Source organism: Pseudomonas sp. RA_15y_Pfl2_54 (assembly GCF_963971015.1).
In the GTDB taxonomy this organism is placed as follows: Bacteria; Pseudomonadota; Gammaproteobacteria; order Pseudomonadales; family Pseudomonadaceae; genus Aquipseudomonas; species Aquipseudomonas baetica_A.
Genome location: NZ_CAXAPN010000002.1, coordinates 219,187 through 239,619 on the forward strand (window position 1 = coordinate 219,187; position 20,433 = coordinate 239,619).

Consider the following 20,433-nt stretch of genomic DNA (forward strand, 5'->3'; position numbering starts at 1 on the left):
CGCTCGGCACCACCCTGAAGGGGGCATTACGATGAAAGAGAAAATTCAGAATTGGCTGCACGATTTGGGTGTTGCCCTCGGCTTGATCGAACCGCCTCTGCAACCGGTACCGATTCGCACAGACGACGAACAGCGTCGGCGGTAATGCCTCATTAATTGATCGAGAGATCGCAGCCTTCGGCAGGTCCCACACAGAGCGGTGTGGGACCTGCCGAAGGCTGCGATCTTTTGCATTCAGTGCCGCGCAATCATCAGTAAAAACCGGCTCAAGTCATTCGCGGTCTTCGCAGTCTTGAGCAGTTGATCTTCTTCGGCGGTGAATGCCGTCAGTCCGAATTCATCCTCCAGATGAAAAATCAGATCCTCGATATCCGCTTTCTCCAGTCCCAATTGCACCAGACGGGTGTGGTCATCGAATTCGCGGTTTTCCAGCAGTCGGCGAATGAACCGATGCACAGCGGCACGCACGGCAGCTCTTCTCATGGCAAACAGTTCTAGTCATTGTTTTGCTTGATTACAGCAGGCCTCACTGATGTCGGCGCAACCATTCGTCAATCATCAAGCGCAAATGCTCACCGGAAAAACTGCCGAAGTGTCCACCATGCACGGTACGGATCGGTAACGCCTGCAAACGTCGCAGACTGGCGGCGTAATCGTCCAGATTCGAATGGTAGGCGTCTTCGATCAGCGGCCCGTCGTAGATGATGTCGCCACTGAACAGTGTTTGTGTCGCCGCTTCAAACAGGCTGATCCCGCCCGGCGAATGCCCCGGCGTGTGCAGCACCTGCAACGTGCGGTTGCCCAGATCCAGCACATCCCCGTCTTCGACAAACCCGGTCGCCGGTGCCGCTCTGACCCTATATTCGGCGTAGCACAGCGGACAATCCGGGTGTGCTTCGAACATGTCATCGCCGACGAAAGCTCGGCTCAAATCGTTTTCACCATCCGGCGCGGCAAGGATGTCGGCCTCGGCAGGGTGCACCAGCCGCTCGGCAAACTCGTGATGGCCTGCAATGTGGTCGAAATGGCAATGGCTGGCCACGGCCACCAGTGGCCGCTCGGTCAGCCATGGCAGTTGCTCGCGCAGGCTGACCAGCCCTGAACCACTGTCGAGCAACAAATCCTTGTCGCGGCCCTGAACGTGCCACAGGTTGCAGCGGTAGAACGGGCGGATGTACGGCTCGTGAATCAGGCGGATGCCGTCACTCAGGGTTTGCACTTCGAACCACTGATCGCGAGAAACAATCTTCATCAGTACATTCCTTAAAACGAAAAAAAACGGGTGTGGCAACCGACGCCACACCCGTCGAAGAAAGCATCAAGTGGTTACATCAAAGCTTATAGCGCACTCGCCACCATCGCAGGGCGGCGCGAGAACAGGCTGACCAGCACGAAACTTGCCAGGCTGATACCCAGGCTGTAATAGATCGGCGAGTTGGCGTCCATCCCGTCCTTGAACATGAAGATCAAGGAGGTGGCGAAACCCAGGGTCATCGCACTGATCGCGCCTGCGGTGGTCGCGCGTTTCCAGAAAATCGCCCCCATCAATGGAATCAGCATGCCGCCGACCAGAAGGTTGTAGGCCAGGGTCAGGGCACTGATGACGTCATTGACCACCAGTGCGATGCCCAGCACCGCAACGCCGGTCAACAGGGTAAACAGGCGGCTGACGGCCACGCTGGATTGTTTACCGCCGCGCAGTTTTGGCAGCAGGTCTTCCGTCAGCGTGGTGGATGCGGCGAGCAGGCCGGCGCTGGCGGTGGACATCATCGCGGCCAGTGCAGCAGCGATCACCAGACCCCGGATGCCGTCCGGCAGCGAGACTTTGACGATGGCGGCGAAGGCGTTGTTGACGTTGTCCAGATCCGGGATCAGGACGTGTGCAGCCATGCCGATCAGGGCGCAGACCAGGCCGTAGATGATGCAGTAGATGCCGGCCGAAGTGCCGGCGTACTTCGCGACTTTCTCGCTTTTGGCGGTGAACACACGCTGCCAGATGTCCTGACCGATCAGGATGCCGAAGAAGTAGATCATGAAGTAGGTAATGATCGTGTCCCAGCCGATGCTGGTGAAGCTGAAGCTGGCGGCCGGCAATTGCGCCACCAGTTGATCCCAGCCACCGACGCGGTACAGGCAGATCGGCAGCAGCAGGAACATCAGGCCGACGGTCTGGATGGCGAACTGGACGATGTCGGTCAGGGTCAGCGACCACATACCGCCGATGGTCGAATAGATCACGACGATGCCGCCACCCAGCAGCACAGACATCCAGAACGGCAGGCCGAACAGCACTTGCAACACGGTGCCGATCGCCAGGATCGAGGTCACGCCGATCATCAAGGCGTAGGCCAGCATGATGGTGGCGCTGGCGGTACGAGCCATCGGGTTGTAGCGTTTTTCCAGCACCTGGGTGACGGTAAACACTTTCAGTTTCAGCAGTGGCTTGGCGAGGAACAGGTTCAGCGCAACGATGCCGCAACCCAGTGCTGCGCACAGCCAGAACCCGGAAATACCGTGCACATAACCCAAACGCACGGTGCCGACGGTGGACGCGCCACCCAGTACAGTTGCGGCCATGGTGCCCATGTACAGGCTCGGGCCCAGGTTACGACCGGCGACCAGATAGTCTTCGTGGGTCTTGGCTTTGCGCATGCCGTAATAGCCCAGAATCAGCATCGCGGCGGCGTAGATGAGTACGACGATTAAATCCAAAGCCATGATGGCGTGTCTCCGATTGTCTTTTTTATGTGAGGCTCGAATCGATTTGCCCTTGTGGGAGCGGGCCCGCGCCCACAGGGGTTATGTGTTTCTTCAGGCGGCCTGGCGCAACGACGCTTTAGCCGGCGCGTTTGCGCCCTGGTTTCGGGCATCCTGCGGGCCGAACACGTCGCGCGGTTCCGGGAACAGGCGCAGTAGCGTCAGGTACACCACCGAAGCCAGGCCGAGGGTGACGGGTAGGCTGATGTCGATGCCGCCGGCCATTTCACCCAGCGGGCCGACGAACTGCCCCGGCAGGTTGACGAAGCACAGGCCGACCGCCGCACTCGGGATCCAGGCGCCCAGGCCACGCCAGTTCCAGCCGTGACTGAACCAGTAGCGTCCGCCCTGTTCGCCGCGCGTGAACACTTGCAGGTCGTCCGGGCAGTAGAAGCCACGACGCACCAGCAGGCCGATGATCATGATCACCATCCACGGCGTAGTGCAGGTGATGATCAGCACGGCGAATGTCGACACGCTCTGCACCAGGTTCGCCGCAAAGCGCCCGATGAAGATGAAGGCAATCGACAGCACGCCGATCAGCAACGTCGCCTTGACCCGCGACAGTACGCGAGGGAACACGCTGGACATGTCCAGCCCGGTGCCATACAGCGATGTGGTGCCGGTGGACATGCCGCCGATCACCGCAATCAGGCACACCGGCAGGAAGAACCAGCTCGGCGACACCGCCAGCAGACCGCCCACATAGTTGTTCGCCGCGATGTAGTCCGGCGCCTTGATCGCGACGATGGTCGCGGTGGCCAGGCCGAACAGGAACGGGATGAACGTGGCGATCTGCGACAGCACGACGGCGGCCATGATCCGCTGCTTGGAGGTGTCACGCGGGATGTAGCGCGACCAGTCGCCGAGGAACGCGCCGAAGGAAATCGGGTTGCTCATGGCCACCAGTGCGGCGCCGATGAACGCGGCCCAGAAACCGGGCTGACCGAGACTGACCGTGCCGGCGTATTGCGCGTCGAAAGGAGCGGCGAAAGCGACCGCGCCCAGCAGAAACAGCAGGCTGGCGCTCCATACCGCGATCTTGTTCACCCACAGCAAAAAGCGGAAGCCATAGATGCACACGGTCAGTACCAGGATCGCGAACAGGCCGTAGGCCAAACCCAGGGTCAGGTCGGTTTCCGGCAAGCCTATCAAGCGTTTCGCACCGCCGATCAGCGCATCGCCCGAACTCCACACCGAGAGCGAGAAGAATGCGATGGCGGTCAACAGCGACAGAAACGAGCCGACGATCCGCCCGTGCACGCCGAAATGCGCACCGGACGACACGGCATTGTTGGTGCCATTGAGCGGGCCGAACAGGCCCATCGGTGCGAGGATCAGCGAGCCCAGCAGCACGCCCGAGACAATCGCCCAGACGCCAGCCTGAAACGACAGGCCGAACAGCACCGGGAAGCTGCCGAGCACGGCGGTGGCAAAGGTGTTGGAACCACCGAAGATCATCCGGAACAAATCCGTCGGGCCTGCGGTGCGTTCGTTGTCCGGGATCTGTTCGACCCCGTGGGTTTCAATTTGCGTAAGGCTTTGGTCGTTGTTGTTGTTATTCATGATCTGCTCCGATCATAAAGGCGCGCTCATCGTGTGTGAGCGTCACCTGTTTGGGTAGGGTCTCCGTCGCGGTCGTCACCCAACGTCAGCAGACCCTAGGGATGGCAGCCCTTCCGGCATCGCGGATAAATGTTCATGACAGGCCAGCCAAAGGCCTTGTTGTTCTAGGCTCGACGCTTGTTTCTTGAAAACAATCGTCTCGCGCTCCTGGCTGAAGTGTTGCTCCCCTTGCATGCGCAGCTCGGTGGCCACGTCATGGATGAAAATCGCCACGTCACCTTGCAGGCTGACGAAGGCGTTGCTCGAAGTGCACGAGAGCACTTCAAAGCCATCCTCGGCGCGCCAGTTGTCCCACAACGCCTGATAGGCGTCGCGCGACAGCAGCGGCTGTTCGAGGGTGTAGAACACGAAACTCGCATCAGCGCTGAACGCGCCGAAGTAAGCCTCGCGATCGTTACGGGCGAAGGCGCACACCAGCTCGGCGGCCGCTTTCAATACCTGATCACGTTCGCTCATGACCCGACCCTCAGCGGTGAACTACGCCAGGCAGTACGCAGAGCATTTCGTACAGCAGGTTGGCGGCCAGCAGCGAGGTGTTACCGGTGGTGTCGTAAGCGGGCGAAACTTCTACCAGATCGCAACCGATCAGGTCGAGGCCTTGGCAGCCGCGAACGATTTCAATCGCCTGAATGGTCGTCAGACCGCCGATTTCCGGGGTGCCGGTGCCAGGCGCCCAGGCCGGGTCGATGCCGTCGATGTCAAAGCTCAGGTACACCGGACCGCCGCCGACTTTCTCCCGCACTTCGGCCATCAGCGGTGCCAGCGACTTGTGCCAGCACTCTTCGGCCTGCACCACGCGGAAACCCTGATCACGGCTCCAGTTGAAGTCGTCAGCGGTGTAACCCTGCGCGCGCAAACCAATCTGCACCACACGATCGCAGTCCAGAAGACCTTCTTCGACGGCGCGACGGAAGGTGGTGCCGTGGGCGATTTTCTCGCCGAACATGTGATCGTTGACGTCAGCGTGGGCGTCGATGTGTACCAGACCGACCTTGCCGTGTTTCTTGTGGATGGCACGCAGGATCGGCAGGGTGATGGTGTGGTCGCCACCCAGGGTCATCGGGATGACGTTGTGCTCGAGGATGTTGTCGTAGGCTTCTTCGATGATGCGCACGGCGTCGAGCAGGTTGAAGGTGTTGATCGCCACGTCACCGATGTCGGCCACCGACAGCGAGTCGAACGGCGCGGCGCCGGTGGCCATGTTGTAAGGGCGGATCATCACCGATTCGGTGCGGATTTCACGTGGCCCGAAGCGGGTGCCGGGGCGCAGCGAAGTGCCGATGTCCAGCGGCACGCCAACGAAGGCAGCGTCCAGGCCGGCAGCGCTCGGTACATGGGGGAGTCGGAGCATGGTGGCGATGCCGCCGAAGCGCGGCATTTCGTTGCCGCCCAGTGGTTGGTGAAGAATTTTGTCCACGGGTAGGGCCTCATCGTCTTGTTTTATTTATGTCGGCGCGCCGGCTGGCGGGCACCGCTGTGGGCCGATTCTGCGAAATGCAGGGGTGGGGAAGAATCGCTACGAGCAAATACTTAGTTCAGATTTTTCTAAACTAACGGCGAGGCTGAAGATAGACTCGTTGTCGTTCACCGGGGTGAACATGGCGCCTCAGTGGGAGCGGGCTTGCTCGCGAATACGGTGTGTCAGGCAACGTGGATGTCGGCTGGCCCGGCGCTTTCGCGAGCAAGCCCGCTCCCACATTTACGGTGTGTCGACACAAACCTGGAGTAGACATGGCCAACGCTTTACCCGACCTGAAACTGTTGCGCATCTTCGTCAGCGTGGTGCGTCATCAGGGTTTCGCCAACGCGCAGCAGGAACTCAACCTGTCGACCTCGGCGATCAGCACCTACATGAGCCAGCTCGAAGCCGCGCTCGGTCTGGTGCTGTGCCATCGCGGCCGTGGCGGCTTCAGCCTGACCAGCAAGGGTGAGCTGTTCCATCAGGAAACCCTGCGCCTGCTCGGCGAACTTGAAGGTTTCGAGCAATACGCCGCTGCGCTCAAGGGCGAACTGCGCGGCACACTCAACCTCGGCGTGATCGATTCCACCGTCAGCGACAAGGCCCTACCCTTCGCCGAAGCCATCGGCGCCTACAGTCAGGAACACCCGGCGGTGCATTTGCACCTGTCGGTGATGAGCCCTTACGAACTGCAACTCGGCGTGCAGGACAACCGCCTCGATCTGGCGATCGGCGCGTTCTCCACACGCATGAGCGGTCTGGTCTACATGCCGCTGTACCGCGAGCAGCACTGGCTGTATTGCAGCAGTCGCCACCCGTTGTTCAACGAACGGCGCATTCCCGAGCAAGTCATCACTCAGCAACGCATGGTCGGTCGCGGCTACTGGAGCCAGGCGGAACTGGCACGTCACGGCTTCAAACACAGCGCCGCCACCGTGGAAAGTATGGAAGCGCAGCTGATTCTGGTGCTGTCCGGCGCCTACATCGGGTATCTGCCGGAACACTACGCTCAGGCCTGGGCCGACAAGGGTGATTTGCGCGTGTTGCTGCCAGCGACTTTTGGTTATCAGGCGCCGTTTTCGATGATCATGCGCCGTGGCCGAAGCCGCGAGCCGTTGATTCAGACGTTCCGCGATTTGCTCAAAGCCCAGCTCAATCAGGCGTAGCTCGAAGGAAAAGAAGTATGTCCAGACCCCAATGCCCGCGCTGCCTGCGCCCACAAACCCATTGCCTGTGCGCGCTGATTCCGCGTCTCGATAGCCGCACCCGAGTGTTGGTGTTGCAGCATCCCAGCGAGGTCAATCATGCGCTCAATACTGCGCGCTTGGCGGCGCTGGGTTTGACCAACGCCGAGCTGATCGTGGGTGAGGTGTTCGAGGATTTACCGACGCTGTTGAATCAACCGGGCTATCAGGCGCGGTTGTTGTTTCCGGCGGACGATGCGCAGGTGATGCAGGCCTATGGTGAGTCTGATCAACCGCTGTTGCTGGTCGTGCCCGATGGCACCTGGCGCAAGGCGCGCAAAATGCTCCATCTCAATCCGCTGCTGGCGGCGTTGCCACGGGTGACGCTGGCAGAGGGCGGGGTGTCGCGCTATCGGTTGCGCAAGGCCCCAGGGCCGGGAGCGTTGTCGACGGTTGAGGCGATTGTGCAGGCATTGCACACGCTGGAAGCACCGGCCTCGTTTGAGCCATTGCTCAAGCCGTTTGAAGCGTTGATCGAGGGGCAGATAGCGGCGATGGGGGAGGAGACCTTTCAGAAGAACCATGGCGAAAGATAGGTGTTGATAATGCCGGCCTTTTCGCGAGCAAGCCCGCTCCCACAGGGGGAACGCATTCCAAAATGTGGGAGCGGGCTTGCTCGCGAAAGCGCCAGATCAATCATCACAAAATCAGGAATCACTAGCGTTCGCGCATCGCCTCGGTCCGGGCCTTGAGCACTGGTTTGAGCAGGTAATCCAGCACACTTTTCTCCCCGGTAATGATGTCCACCGTCGCCACCATTCCCGGGATGATCAGCAGGGGTTTCACATCCCCGCCCAAATGGTTTTTATCGGTACGCACCTGAATCAGGTAGAAGCTGTTGCCCTTGTCATCAGTGATGGTATCGGCGCCGATCAGCTCAAGCTTGGCGCTGAGCCCACCGTAGATCGTGTAGTCATAAGCGCTGAACTTGACCATGGCTTTCTGACCCGGATGGAGGAACGCGACGTCTTGCGGACGCACCTTGGCCTCGATCAGCAGGTTGTCTTCCAGCGGCACGATTTCCAACATGTCGCTGCCCGGCTGGACCACGCCGCCGATGGTGTTGACCTTCAATTGCTTGATCACCCCGTGTACCGGTGAGGTCACGGTGGTGCGGCTGACGCGGTCGTCGATGGCGATGCTGGTTGCAGTGATTTTCGACAGGTCGGTGCGTTTTTCATTCAGCTCTTTGGCGGCTTCCGAGCGGAAGGTCTGCTCCGATTCGTCGATCTTGCTGCGGATCTCGGCAATCGCCGATTCCGCACGGGGAATCGCCAGTGTCGTCGCATTCAGCGAGCCACGGATTTCCACCGCGCTGCGCTTGAGCCGCAGGATCTCCACCGGCGATACCGCGCCGGCCTTGACCAGTGGCTCGGACATGTTCATCTCTTGTTGCAGTAATGACAGGCTTGAACTGAATTGGCCTTGCTTGGAGCGGAACTCCGCCAGTTCCTGAGTCTTTTGCCGTAACTGTTCGGTCAAGGTGCGCTGTTCGCTGGCCAGTCGCCGCTGGCGTTGTTCGTACAGTGAGCGCTCGTCTTCAGCCACTTGCGGGGCCTTGGCGATGACCTCTTCGGAGAGTTTGAACGGCCGACCTTCCGATTCTGCCGCCAGCCGTTCGACCTGTGCGGTCAATGCATATCGGTCGACTTCGCTCTCGCCCTTGTTCGATAAAAAGCGCGTGTCATCCAGACGCAACAGGGTGTCGCCCTTGTTCACCATCTGGCCTTCACGGACGAAAATCTCGGTGACGATGCCGCCCTCAAGGTTCTGAATCACCTGAACCTTGCTCGACGGAATCGCCTTGCCTTCGCCCATGGTCACTTCTTCCAGCACCGCGAACTTGGCCCAGACCAGCGCGCTGATCAGCAACCCCGCCGCCAGCCACACGGTAATCCGCGACCAGCGCGGCGAATCCTGCAACGAGGCGCCGGCGGTTTCCGGCATGAAATCGGCTTCGGCACTTTTGCTGAAACTGTCGAAGTAGCCGCGTGATTTGCTATCTGAAGAAGCAGACATGGGGCAACTCCTAGACCGCCGCCGAGCCGACACGGCCCTTGCGCAGCGCATCGATGACCGCTTCTTTCGGACCGTCGGCGACGATCCGGCCGTTGTCCAGTACCAGCAACCGGTCCACCAGGCTCAGCATCGAGGTGCGGTGGGTGACCAGCAGCAGGGTTTTGCCTTGTACCCAGCTGTGCAGTTTCTGACGCAGAAGGTCCTCACTGCTGTTGTCCATGGCGCTGGTCGGTTCGTCGAGCAACATGATGGGCGGGTCGAGCAGCAATGCCCGAGCGAGTAATACGGCCTGGCGTTGACCGCCGGACAGCAATTGCCCGCGCTCGCCGACGGGGCGGTCGAAGCCTTGTGGATGCTGCCGGGCGAGTTCGGTGACACCGGTCAGTTCGGCCACTTCAAGCATCCGTGAATCGCTGACGTAGCGCGCGCCGAGGGTCAGGTTGTCGCGCAGGCTGCCCGCCAGCAGCGGCAGGTCATGGGCGACGTAACCGATCTGCTGGCGCAGGTCGGCGACATCCAGTTGCCGCAGGTCAAGGCCGTCGAGCAGCAACTGGCCTTCCTCCGGTTCGTAGAACCCCATCACCAGCCGCGCCAGGGTACTTTTGCCTGAGCCGCTACGGCCAATGATACCGACCCGTTCTCCGGGCTTCAGGCTGAAAGTGACGTTGCTCAGGGCCGGCGCATTCTGGCCGTTGTAGTGAAACGTCACACCGCTGACGTCCAGTGCGCCTTGCAGTTGCGTACGCTCCAGCGGTCGCTGTTTGCCGTCGCGTTCCTGTGGCAACGACATCAGCGCGTCGGTGCTTTTCATGGTCAGTTGCGCTTGCTGGTAGCGAGTGATCAGCCCGGCAATCTGCCCCAGGGGGGCGAGCACGCGGCTGCCGAGCATGTAGGTTGCCACCAGCGCCCCGACACTGAGGTTGCCGGCGATGATGCTGTAGACCCCGGCGACAATCGTCGCCATCCCCGAAAACTGTTGAATGAACAGCGTGCCGTTGGTCGCCAGCGCCGAGAGGTTGCGCGCGTGGCTGTCGAGGCGGGTGAGGGCGCCGTGGGTGCTTTCCCATTTGTGCTGGCGCTCGCTTTCGGCGCTGCAGGCCTTGAGGGTTTCCAGGCCACCGAGGGTTTCGATCAGCAGCGCCTGACGCTCAGCGCCCAGGCTCAGGCTTTTTTGCACCGTGTCGCGCAGACGCACCTGAATGATCATCGCGAAGACGATGGTGATCGGGAAGGCCAGCAGCGGGATCATCACCAGCCAGCCGCCCAGCAGGCCGATGACCACCAGCATCAACACCACGAAGGGCAGGTCGATCAGACTGGTCAGGGTTACCGCCGTAAGAAATTCGCGCAGGCCCTGGAAGTCATGAATGCTCTGGGCGAAACCGCCGATGGTCGCCGGTCGTGCCTTCATCGACATGCCGGTGATGCGCTCGAATAACGTCGCGGAAAGGATCACGTCGGTTTTCTTGCCGGCGGTGTCGAGCAGGTGCGCGCGCACCACCCGTAATACCAGTTCGAAACCGGTGCCGATCAGCAGACCGATCGACAACACCCACAGGGTCGAGGTGGCTTGATTGGGCACCACGCGGTCGTAGGTCTGCATGACGAACAGCGGCACCATCAGGCCTAAAAGGTTGATCAGGAAACTGGCGAGAATTGCATCGCTGTACAGCCATTTCGACAGCTTCAGGGTGTCGCGAAACCATGCATGTACCCGTGGCACCAGCGGTGAGCGCAGGTCTTCGAGTTCATGCCGAGGTCGAGCGAACAAGGCCTGGCCGCTGTAGTGCTCGCTGAGCTCTTCGCGACTGACCCATTGCTCGCCGCCATCGGCTTCACTGGGCAGGATCAGCGCTTTGCCGTCGTCGCCGAAACGCCGCAACACGGCGGTGCGACCGTCGTTGAGCAGCAACAGAAGCGGCAGGTTCAGCGGCGAAATGTCGTTCAGGTCTCGCCGCAACAACCGTGCCTGTAACCCGGCACGGGCGGCGGCGCGGGGCAGCAGATCAAGGCTCAGGCGTTGTTTGTTCAGCGGCAGACCGGCACTCAGGCTGGCGCGACTGACCGTCGCGCCATGGAGTTTGCAGAGGATCAACAGACCGTCGAGTAACGGATCATCGAAGCTCAGCCGCGGATCGACTCCGCAATGGCCGGGTTCCATGCTGGTCATATTGATCGTTCCCCTGTTACCGCTTCATTGGACTTACTTCAGTTCAGGCAAGCGCGCTTCGTTTTTCACCTCGGTCGCAGCGATCGCGTCGGCAGGCAGCACCACCCGTTGCTTGCTCAGCAACTGCCCCATGTTCGCCAGCACGCGGTACATCGAGTATTCCTCGGTGTAACGGATTTCGGTGTAGCGGCGGTTGGCGTTGTAGAGCTCGTTTTCACTGTCGAGCAAGTCGAGCAGGGTGCGTTGGCCGAGGCCGAACTGGTCCTGATACGCGGCGCGCACGCGTTTGGTGGTTTCGGCGTATTCGCGGGCGGTCGGGGTTTGTTTCTTGGCGTTGACCATGGCGTTCCAGGCCAGGTGAATGTTCTCGTTGAGCTGGCGCAGGGCGTTGTTGCGGATGTCCATGGCCTGATTGATCTGGTGTGCATCGGAGGCCAGTCGTGCCTTGTCGCTGCCGCCGCGGAACAGGTTGTAGTTCATCACCACGCCCACGCGCCATTCGTTGTCGTGGCCCTGGTCACCCTGCACGTTGTTGTTCGCGCCCACTGCCGCTTCCGCGTCGAAGCGAGGGTAGAACGGCGATTTGGCCACTTCGTACTGGCTCTCTGCCGACTGCACATCGGCCTGTGCGGATTTCAGATACGGGTTGTTCTCGACCATGCTCTGCTGGGCTTCCGGCAGGGTGGCGGGCAACTCGCCACGGGTCGATGCCGGCGCTTCCAGCTCGTCGGGCATGCGCCCGACCACGCTGTAGAAATTCGATTCGGCATCGGCCAGATCGACTTCAGCGGTATCGAGGTTGTTTTGCGCCAGTGCCTTACGGGCACCCGACTGGTCGGAGTCGGCGGTGCTACCGACACCGCGCTCGGTACGCAGGCCAATCTGGTCGTTTACACGCAAGTGCGCCTGCAGGTTGTTGCGGGCCAGGGTCACCAGTTCGCGGCGCTTGAGCACTTCGAGGTAAACCTCGATGGTGCGCAGGGCCAGATCCTGAGCGGTGCCTTGCGCGTAGTAAGCGCGCGAGTTGGACACGCCTTTGGTGCGTTCAACCTCGTTGGCGGTGTTGAAACCGTCGAAGAGCATCTGCCGCAGCCGCAATTCGGACTGTGTGTAGTTGAGGATCGAGGTGTGGTGGTTACCCAGCGACCGGGTCGTGGTGTTGTCGCTGTAGCCGCGCCCGTAGGATGCGTTCAAATCGACGGACGGGTAGAAACCGCCCTTGGCGACTTTGATTTGTTCATCTGCAGCCAGGCGTGCGTCCACGCGTGAAGCCAGTTCCGGGTGCGTGGCGATGGTGCTTTGAATCGCCTCGGTGAGGTTCATGGCCTGAGCTTGAGAAGTGCAAGCCATGGCCAGCAAAACCGCGCTGCAGAGGGGGGTTAGAACGCGCATGGGTGCATCTCCCTGATTCCTGATGGTGTGTTACTGTCGCCAAAAATTTGGCGGTATTTTTAGCTGTAGGCGTTTCACTCTTGTAACAACAGAGCTAAGAACATCCTGAAGCGTAGCTAAGAAAAAATTTTCATAAGGCTTATGCCGAAAAAAACTTATGCGCTTTGTAAAAACCGGCACATTGTTCAGGTCGAAAGCCTTTGTTTTATGTGCTTTAGGGAGCGCGAAAAGGCTTGAGGAAAGTTCCATTCACTTTGCGACATACGGCGAAGTACTGCTGAAGGGGAGGGACGCGTAGCGGTTGAGGGGTGACAGATTTTTGTCACCTGGGTGATTCACCACCGTTACGTAGCGTTAGTCGGTGTGCTGCTTCAATCGGGGTTTGCAAGTGCTTGATAGCACTGAAGTTTCCCCTTGAGGCGTCACCGGCCAAACGAACTGTCGAGGGTGCGAGCGTCGCCCCGACAACCCGATTGAGCCATGGGCTGCTTCGCGAACCAGTGCCGACGGTGGTCGGCAGCGGAGGAATTCACATGGCAACGCTCATTGGTATCGTCACTAAAGTCATTGGTCAGGTTTTCGCGCAAGGTACTGACGGCACTCGTCGCGCCTTGGTCGAGGGCGACCGTTTGTTTGCTGGCGATCAACTGATCACCGGGGCCGAAGGCGCCGTCGCCGTTCATCTGCAAAATGGCCAGGATTTGACCCTGGGCCGCGACAGCAGCCTGACCATGACCGGCCAATTGCTCGCCGATCAGGCCGCCCATGTGAACGCGCCGGAGGCTGTGACCCCGAGCGAAGCGCAACTGACTGACGTCGAGCAGATTCAGAAAGCCATCGCCGCCGGTGACGACCCGACCAAAACCGCTGAAGCCACCGCCGCTGGCCCCAACGCCCCGGGCGATACCGGTGGTGCAGTGGGCGGCGGGCACAGTTTTGTCTTGCTGACGGAAGTCGGCGGGCGGGTTGATCCGATCATCGGTTTCCCCACTGCCGGGTTCAATGGCATTCCCGAATTTCCCGAAGAGCGCCACAACGCTGTGATCGATAACGGCGATGGCACCCCCGCGCCTGTCGTGCCGCCCGTCAACAACCTCGTGACCCTCACCGGCCTTGCCGTGCCCGGGGGCGAACTGACACTCAACGAAGCGAATCTGCCAGACGGCTCGGCGGCCAATGCTGGCGCGCTGACCCAAAACGCAAGCTTCACGGTAACGGCACCGGACGGTTTGAACAGTCTGAGCATCGGCGGCATCAACGTGATCAGCGGTGGGGTGGCCGTCGGTTTCCCGCAATCGATCACCACGCAACTGGGCAACACCCTGACCATCACCGGTTACAACGCGGCGACCGGCGTGGTCAGTTACAGCTACACCCTCAATGGCAACGACACCCATGCGACGGGTGGCGGCGCCAATAGTCTCAGCGAACAGTTCACCGTGATCGCCGGCGACAGCAATGGCGATACCGCGACCGGTACGCTGGACATCAACATCATCGACGACGTGCCCAAAGCGTTCGATGACAGCAACGCGTCGACCGCCTCGGAAACCTTGCTCACGCTGACCGGCAACGTCCTGACCAACGACGTGCAAGGCGCCGACCGTGTACCCACCGGGCCGGTGACGGCCGGTACATTCACCGGCACCTACGGCACGTTGGTCCTCAACGCCAACGGCACTTACACCTACACGCTGAACACCAGCGATGCGGATTTCAAAGCGCTGCACGGCGGCGGCAACGGCACCGAAACCTTCGCCTACACCATCACCGATTCGGACGGTGACACCAGCACCGCGAATCTGGTTTTGCAGATCCACAACAACGACGACCCGGTGATCATCAACGGCTTGAACGTTGAGGGCGGGGAGTTGACGGTTTACGAGAAAAACCTCAGTGACGGCAGTGCACCGGATTCCACGGCACTGACCCAAAGCGGCACCTTCAACATCACGGCTTTGGACGGCGTCACCACGCTGACCGTCGGCGGCATCGCCGTTGTCACCAATGGCGTGGCCGCCGGTTTCCCGCAATCGGTCACTACGCCTTTGGGCAGCACGCTGACGATTACCGGTTTCAATGCGGCAACCGGCGTGGTCAGCTACAGCTACACCCTGGTCGATAACGAAGCGCATCCCACCGCCAATGGCGCGAACAACCTGCCTGAGCAGTTCGCCGTGACCGTGGTCGATGACAACGGCACCACCGCCAACGCGACCCTCGACATCAACATCATCGACGACCTGCCAAAAGCGGTGGATGACAGCAACGCAACCACGGCTTCGGAAACCCAACTGACCCTGACCGGCAACGTCCTGACCAACGACGTGCAAGGCGCCGACCGTGTACCCACCGGGCCGGTGACGGCCGGTACATTCACCGGCACCTACGGCACGTTGGTATTGAACGCCAACGGCACTTACACCTACACGCTGAACACCAGCGATGCGGATTTCAAAGCGCTGCACGGCGGCGGCAACGGCACCGAAACCTTCGCCTACACCATCACCGATTCGGACGGTGACACCAGCACCGCGAATCTGGTTTTGCAGATCCACAACAACGACGACCCGGTGATTCTCAACGGCCTCGACGTCTATGGCGGTGAACTCACCGTTTACGAGAAAAACCTCAGCGACGGCACCAGCCCTGACGCGCCAGCGCTGACCCAGAGCGGCACCTTCACCGTCACCGCACTCGACGGTTTGCAAACCCTCACCGTCGGTGGCATCGCCGTGGTGACTGGTGGCGTCGCCGCAGGTTTCCCGCAATCGGTGGTCACGCCGCTCGGCAGCACGCTGACCATCACCGGCTACAACGCGACGACCGGCGTGGTCAGCTACAGCTACACCTTGGTGGATAACGAAACCCATCCCAATGGCAACGGCGCCAACAGCATCACCGAGAACTTCAATGTGGTGGCGACCGACACCGACGGCAGCACTGCCAGCGGCCAGATCAACGTCAACATCATCGATGACTTGCCCAGCGCTCACCCCGATTCGGCGTCGGTGGCAGAGGGCGGCACCGTCAGCGGCAATGTGCTGGACAACGACATTGGTGGCGCCGATGGCCCGGCCGTTACGGGCGCCGTGGTTGGCGTGCGCGCCGGTTCAGATACCTCGACCTCGGCCCTCGGTGGTTTGAACACCCAGATCAACGGCACTTACGGTTACCTGACGCTGGATGCCAACGGCAACGCGGTTTACCACAGCGCGCCCAATGCCGTGAATGGGCCTGGCGCGTTCGATGTGTTCACCTACACCGTGCGTGATTCCGACGGTGATGAAAGCACCACGACCATCACCATCGATGTCTCCAACAGCAAACTGTGTGCGGCCAGCGATACCGACGTCACCGTGTACGAGAAAGCCCTGGACCTGACCAAGGATGGCGCCGACCTGGCCGCCGGTACGGTGACTGGCAGCGATCCGACCAGCACCGGTGAAACCGCGTCTGGCACGTTGGTCGGCTCGGTCACGGGCGCCGTCGGTGCGATCAGCTATGCGCTGGTTGGCAGCGCCATCGGCAGCTACGGACAGATCGTGCTCAACCCCAACGGCACCTACACCTACACCCTGACATCGCCGGCAACCACCACGCCGCATGCCGACGACGGTGCCAACACCCTGACCGAAAGCTTTACCTATCAGGCCACCGATTCGCTGGGCAACATCGTCACCAGCACCATCGTCGTCAGCATCGTCGATGACGTGCCCAAAGCGATGAACGACAGCAACGCGAACACCGCATCGGAAACCCAATTGACGCTGACCGGCAACGTATTGACCAACGATGTGCAAGGGGCGGACGTGGTGGCGACCGGGCCGAATGCCGGGCCGATCACGCCCGCCACCATCGTCGGCACTTACGGCACCTTGGTGCTCAACGCCAACGGCACTTACACCTATACCCTGGACACCAATGATGCCGATTTCAAAAACCTGCACGGCGGAGGCAACGGCACCGAAACGTTCACCTACACGCTGACCGATGCCGACGGCGACACCAGCACCGCCAACCTGATGCTGAACATCCACAACAATGATGATCCGGTGGTGCTCAACGGGCTCGATGTCTATGGCGGCGAACTCACCGTCTACGAGAAAAACCTCAGCGACGGCACCAACCCCAACACTGCGGCGCTGACCCAAAGCGGCACCTTCATCGTCACCGCGCTTGATGGTCTGCAAACCCTCACGGTCGGCGGCATAGCCGTGGTCACCAACGGTGTGGCTGCAGGCTTCCCGCAATCGGCCGTCTCGCCCCTGGGCAGCACGTTCACCATCACCGGTTACAAACCGGCGACCGGTGTGGTCAGCTACAGCTACACCTTGGTGGATAACGAAACCCATCCGAGCGGCAACGGTGCCAACAGCCTCACCGAAAACTTCAACGTGGTGGCCACCGACACCGATGGCAGCACCGCCACGGGCCAGATCAACGTCAACATCATCGATGACCTGCCAACTGCCACACCCGACACGGGGTCGGTGGCGGAGGGCGGCACGGTCAACGTCAGCGTGCTGGGCAATGACATCAGCGGGGCCGATGGTGCGGCCACCGTGGTTGGCGTGCGCGCCGGCAGCAACACCGGCACTTCGGCCGTTGGCGGGCTCAACAGCAACATCAACGGCGCCTACGGTTACCTGACCCTGGATGCGGCGGGCAACGCCGTTTACCACAGCAATCCGAACTCGGTCAGCCCACCCGGCGCCACCGACACCTTTACCTACACCATCCGCGACACCGACGGCGACGAAAGCACCACAACCCTCACCATCAACGTTGCCGACAGCAAACTCGTGGCCTCGGTCGATCAGGACGTGACGGTCTTTGAGAAAGCCCTCGACCTGACCCAGGACGGCCAGGACCTGGCCCCGGGTACGGTCACCGGCAGCGATCCGACCAACACCGGCGAAACCGCAACCGGCACGCTGGTCGGCGCGGTGACTGGCGGCAGCGGCGCGCTCACTTACACCTTGGTTGGCAGCGCCACCGGCACCTACGGGCAGATCCAGCTCAATGCCAACGGCACCTACACCTACACGCTGACGTCGGCACCGAAAACCTCGCCGAACGCCAACGACGGGGCCAACACCCTGAGCGAAAGTTTCACCTACAAAGCCACTGACGCGCTGGGCAACAGCACCACCAGCACCATCGTGGTCAACATCGTCGATGACGTGCCAAAAGCGGTGGCGTCGGATCGTTCGGTGGCGGCGGTGGAGATCGATTCCAACATCCTCATCGTGCTCGACATCTCCGGCAGCATGGCCGACGCCTCCGGTGTGCCGGGCCTGTCGCGGCTGGACCTGGCCAAGCAAGCGATCAGCGCCTTGCTCGACAAATACGATGACCTCGGTGATGTGAAAGTCCAACTCGTGACCTTCAGCAGCAGCGCCACTGACCGCACCACGGTGTGGGTTGATGTAGCGACGGCCAAGACGCTCCTGGCGGGCCTCAGCGCCGGTGGCGGCACCAACTACGACGCCGCCGTGGCGACCATGCAAACGGCGTTCAACACCGCAGGCAAACTCACCGGGGCGCAGAACGTCGGCTACTTCTTCTCCGACGGCAAACCCACCAACGGTCAGGACATCGGCACGGCTGACGAGACCACACTCAAGGCTTTCCTTGATGCCAACAACATCAAGAACTACGCGATCGGCCTGGGCAGTGGCGTGAGCAACGCCAACCTCGATCCGCTGGCCTATGACGGCATCAGCCACACCAACACCAATGCGGTAGTGGTCACTGATCTCAATCAACTCAACTCGGTGCTGTCCGGCACCGTCGAAGGCGCGCCGGTTACCGGTTCGTTACTGGGTGAGGGCGGCAGCTTCGGCGCCGATGGCGGTTTCATCAAATCCATCGTGGTCGACGGCACCACGTACACCTACGATCCCAAAGCCCTCAGCGGCCAGGGGTCACTGACTGCCACCGGTGGCGTCAACCACGGCACCTTCAACACCGTGAACAACACGCTGAGCATCGCCACCAACAACAGCGGCACGCTGGTGATCAACCTCGACACCGGCGACTACACCTACACCTCGCAGAAAACCACCACCACTGTGATCACCGAGAACATCGGCTTCACCCTCAGCGATAACGACGGCGACCTCGCCAGCTCAACGTTGACCGTGAAAGTGATCCCCAACGCGCCTCCGGTGGCGGCGGACGATCACGTCATCACCAACGTGCTGTCGAGCAACATCGTGGTGCCGGGCGAACTGCTACTGGCCAACGACACCGATCCGAACGGCGACACCCTCAATGCCACACCGACCACCTTCAACACCGGTTGGGTCGCCAAGGGCGCGGACTTCACCGGCACGGGGGCGATCACCTTCAATGGCACCAGCAACAGCGCCGCCAACCAGAACCTGGCCGACGTGCGCAACTCGTTCGCGGCCAACACCGCCGCGATGACCGCTGTACTGGTGGTCAGCGGCTACCTCGGCGCGGTGACCAACGCCAATGCCAACGATGAAGACCTGATCACCGTCAAACTGAAACAGGGCGAGACCCTTAATCTGGATCACAACCTGGCGGCCGGGCACATCACCATGGAGTACTCGCTCAATGGCGGCGCGTTCGTGACCATCGCCGACGGCGGCACCATCACCGCCAGCGCCGATGGCACCTACCAGATCCACATCACCAACATCACCAACACCAGCGGTGGCAACACCAACGCCGCGGAAAACTACCAACTGACCATGACGGTCAACTACGCCGGGGCCCACGACCTCACCCCGGACTACCACGGCACCTACACCGCCAACGACAACCACGGCGGCAGCGACACCGCCGCCGTGACCATCAGCTATCAGGATGGCCACACCCTCACCGGTACATCGGGCGATGACATTCTGGTGGCCGGCACCGGCAACAACATCCTCAACGCGGGCGACGGCAACGACGTGCTCACCGCCGGTTCCGGCAACAACGAACTGCATGGCGGCGCGGGCAATGACTTGCTCTACAGCGGCCCGGGCAACGACCTGCTCGACGGCGGAACTGGCATCGACACCGCCAGCTACGCCCATGCCACCGCCGGGGTCACGGTCAACCTCGGACTGCTCGGTGCGCAAAACACCCTCGGTGCCGGCACGGACACGCTGACCGGCATCGAAAACCTCGTCGGTTCGAACTTCAACGACACCCTGACCGGCGACAACAATAACAACGTGATCAACGGCGGCCTGGGTAACGACATCCTCAACGGTGGTGGCGGCGATGACCTGCTGATCGGCGGCATGGGCAACAACACCATGACCGGTGGCGCAGGGGCCGACACCTTCCAGTGGCTCAAGGGCAACAGCGGCCACGACCTGATCACCGACTTCACCCCCGGCACCGACAAGCTCGACCTGTCGCAACTGCTGCAAGGCGAAAACGGCACCACCGCGTCGCTGGACGATTACCTGCACTTCACCGTCACCGGCAGCGGCGCCTCGGTACTCACCACCATCGACGTCAGCGCCCTGGCCGGCGCCACGCCGAACCAGACGATTGATCTGGCCGGCGTCAACCTCGCCAGCCACTACGGCGTGACACCGGGCGCGGGTGGGATGATTGCCAGCGGGCACGACACCGCGACGATCATCAGCGGGATGCTGAATGATCATTCGTTGAAGGTGGATACGGTGTGATCGGCATTTGATAAAAGCCCTGAAACGACAAAACCCGCCGCCCCGGTTGAACGGGGCGGCGGGTTTTTTCTGGCAGCAGCGATGTATCGCCTGTGAGTCGGCCTT

Annotated in this window: 13 protein-coding genes; 4 read left to right on the plus strand and 9 right to left on the minus strand. The window is 61.1% G+C overall.

Going from position 1 to position 20,433, the window contains the following annotated elements:
• Positions 1-31: 31 nt before the first annotated feature.
• Positions 32-145 carry a PA1414 family protein gene (locus tag AACY50_RS02590; protein ID WP_339538108.1) on the plus strand — a complete coding sequence of 38 codons (114 nt, stop codon included), beginning with the start codon at positions 32-34 and terminating at the stop codon, positions 143-145.
• Positions 146-234: 89 nt separating this feature from the next.
• Here AACY50_RS02590 and AACY50_RS02595 read toward each other — a convergent pair whose 3' ends face one another.
• The 6 genes from AACY50_RS02595 to speB form a co-directional block, all read right to left on the minus strand.
• On the minus strand, positions 235-483 hold the full coding sequence (locus tag AACY50_RS02595) for an acyl carrier protein (RefSeq protein WP_339430780.1): 249 nt from the start codon (positions 481-483) through the stop codon (positions 235-237).
• Between the two features lie 43 nt (positions 484-526).
• A complete protein-coding gene (locus AACY50_RS02600; RefSeq protein ID WP_339538109.1) occupies positions 527-1,252 on the minus strand; it encodes an MBL fold metallo-hydrolase in 726 nt (241 codons plus the stop codon).
• Between the two features lie 86 nt (positions 1,253-1,338).
• A complete protein-coding gene (locus tag AACY50_RS02605; RefSeq protein ID WP_339430778.1) occupies positions 1,339-2,718 on the minus strand; it encodes a sodium:solute symporter in 1,380 nt (459 codons plus the stop codon).
• 93 nt (positions 2,719-2,811) lie between these two features.
• Positions 2,812-4,323: a purine-cytosine permease family protein gene (locus AACY50_RS02610; RefSeq protein ID WP_339430777.1), complete on the minus strand. Its 1,512-nt coding sequence runs from the start codon at positions 4,321-4,323 to the stop codon at positions 2,812-2,814.
• Positions 4,324-4,398: 75 nt separating this feature from the next.
• Positions 4,399-4,839: a YybH family protein gene (locus AACY50_RS02615; RefSeq protein WP_339430776.1), complete on the minus strand. Its 441-nt coding sequence runs from the start codon at positions 4,837-4,839 to the stop codon at positions 4,399-4,401.
• Positions 4,840-4,849: 10 nt separating this feature from the next.
• Entirely contained in the window at positions 4,850-5,800 is a 951-nt protein-coding gene (gene speB / locus AACY50_RS02620) for an agmatinase (protein WP_339430775.1), read from the minus strand.
• A gap of 314 nt (positions 5,801-6,114) precedes the next feature.
• On the opposite strand from speB, the gene AACY50_RS02625 reads away from it, so the two are divergent.
• Both AACY50_RS02625 and AACY50_RS02630 read left to right on the plus strand, forming a co-directional pair.
• The gene (locus AACY50_RS02625; protein WP_090282283.1) at positions 6,115-7,008 is read left to right on the plus strand and encodes a LysR family transcriptional regulator; all 894 of its coding nucleotides are present in this window, start codon (positions 6,115-6,117) and stop codon (positions 7,006-7,008) included.
• 17 nt (positions 7,009-7,025) lie between these two features.
• Entirely contained in the window at positions 7,026-7,622 is a 597-nt protein-coding gene (locus tag AACY50_RS02630) for a tRNA-uridine aminocarboxypropyltransferase (RefSeq protein WP_339430774.1), read from the plus strand.
• 121 nt (positions 7,623-7,743) lie between these two features.
• On the opposite strand, the gene AACY50_RS02635 is transcribed toward AACY50_RS02630, so the two are convergent.
• The 3 genes from AACY50_RS02635 to AACY50_RS02645 are packed head-to-tail and all read right to left on the minus strand — an operon-like array spanning position 7,744 to position 12,667.
• Positions 7,744-9,105: an HlyD family type I secretion periplasmic adaptor subunit gene (locus AACY50_RS02635; protein WP_339496093.1), complete on the minus strand. Its 1,362-nt coding sequence runs from the start codon at positions 9,103-9,105 to the stop codon at positions 7,744-7,746.
• A 10-nt stretch (positions 9,106-9,115) separates the two neighbouring features.
• Entirely contained in the window at positions 9,116-11,275 is a 2,160-nt protein-coding gene (locus AACY50_RS02640; RefSeq protein ID WP_339538110.1) for a type I secretion system permease/ATPase, read from the minus strand.
• Positions 11,276-11,308: 33 nt separating this feature from the next.
• Positions 11,309-12,667 (minus strand): TolC family outer membrane protein, encoded by a 1,359-nt coding sequence (locus tag AACY50_RS02645; protein WP_339430771.1) that lies wholly within the window; start codon positions 12,665-12,667, stop codon positions 11,309-11,311.
• A 533-nt stretch (positions 12,668-13,200) separates the two neighbouring features.
• Between AACY50_RS02645 and AACY50_RS02650 the strand changes: the two genes are divergently transcribed.
• On the plus strand, positions 13,201-20,328 hold the full coding sequence (locus AACY50_RS02650) for a retention module-containing protein (protein ID WP_339538111.1): 7,128 nt from the start codon (positions 13,201-13,203) through the stop codon (positions 20,326-20,328).
• Positions 20,329-20,433 lie beyond the last annotated feature (105 nt).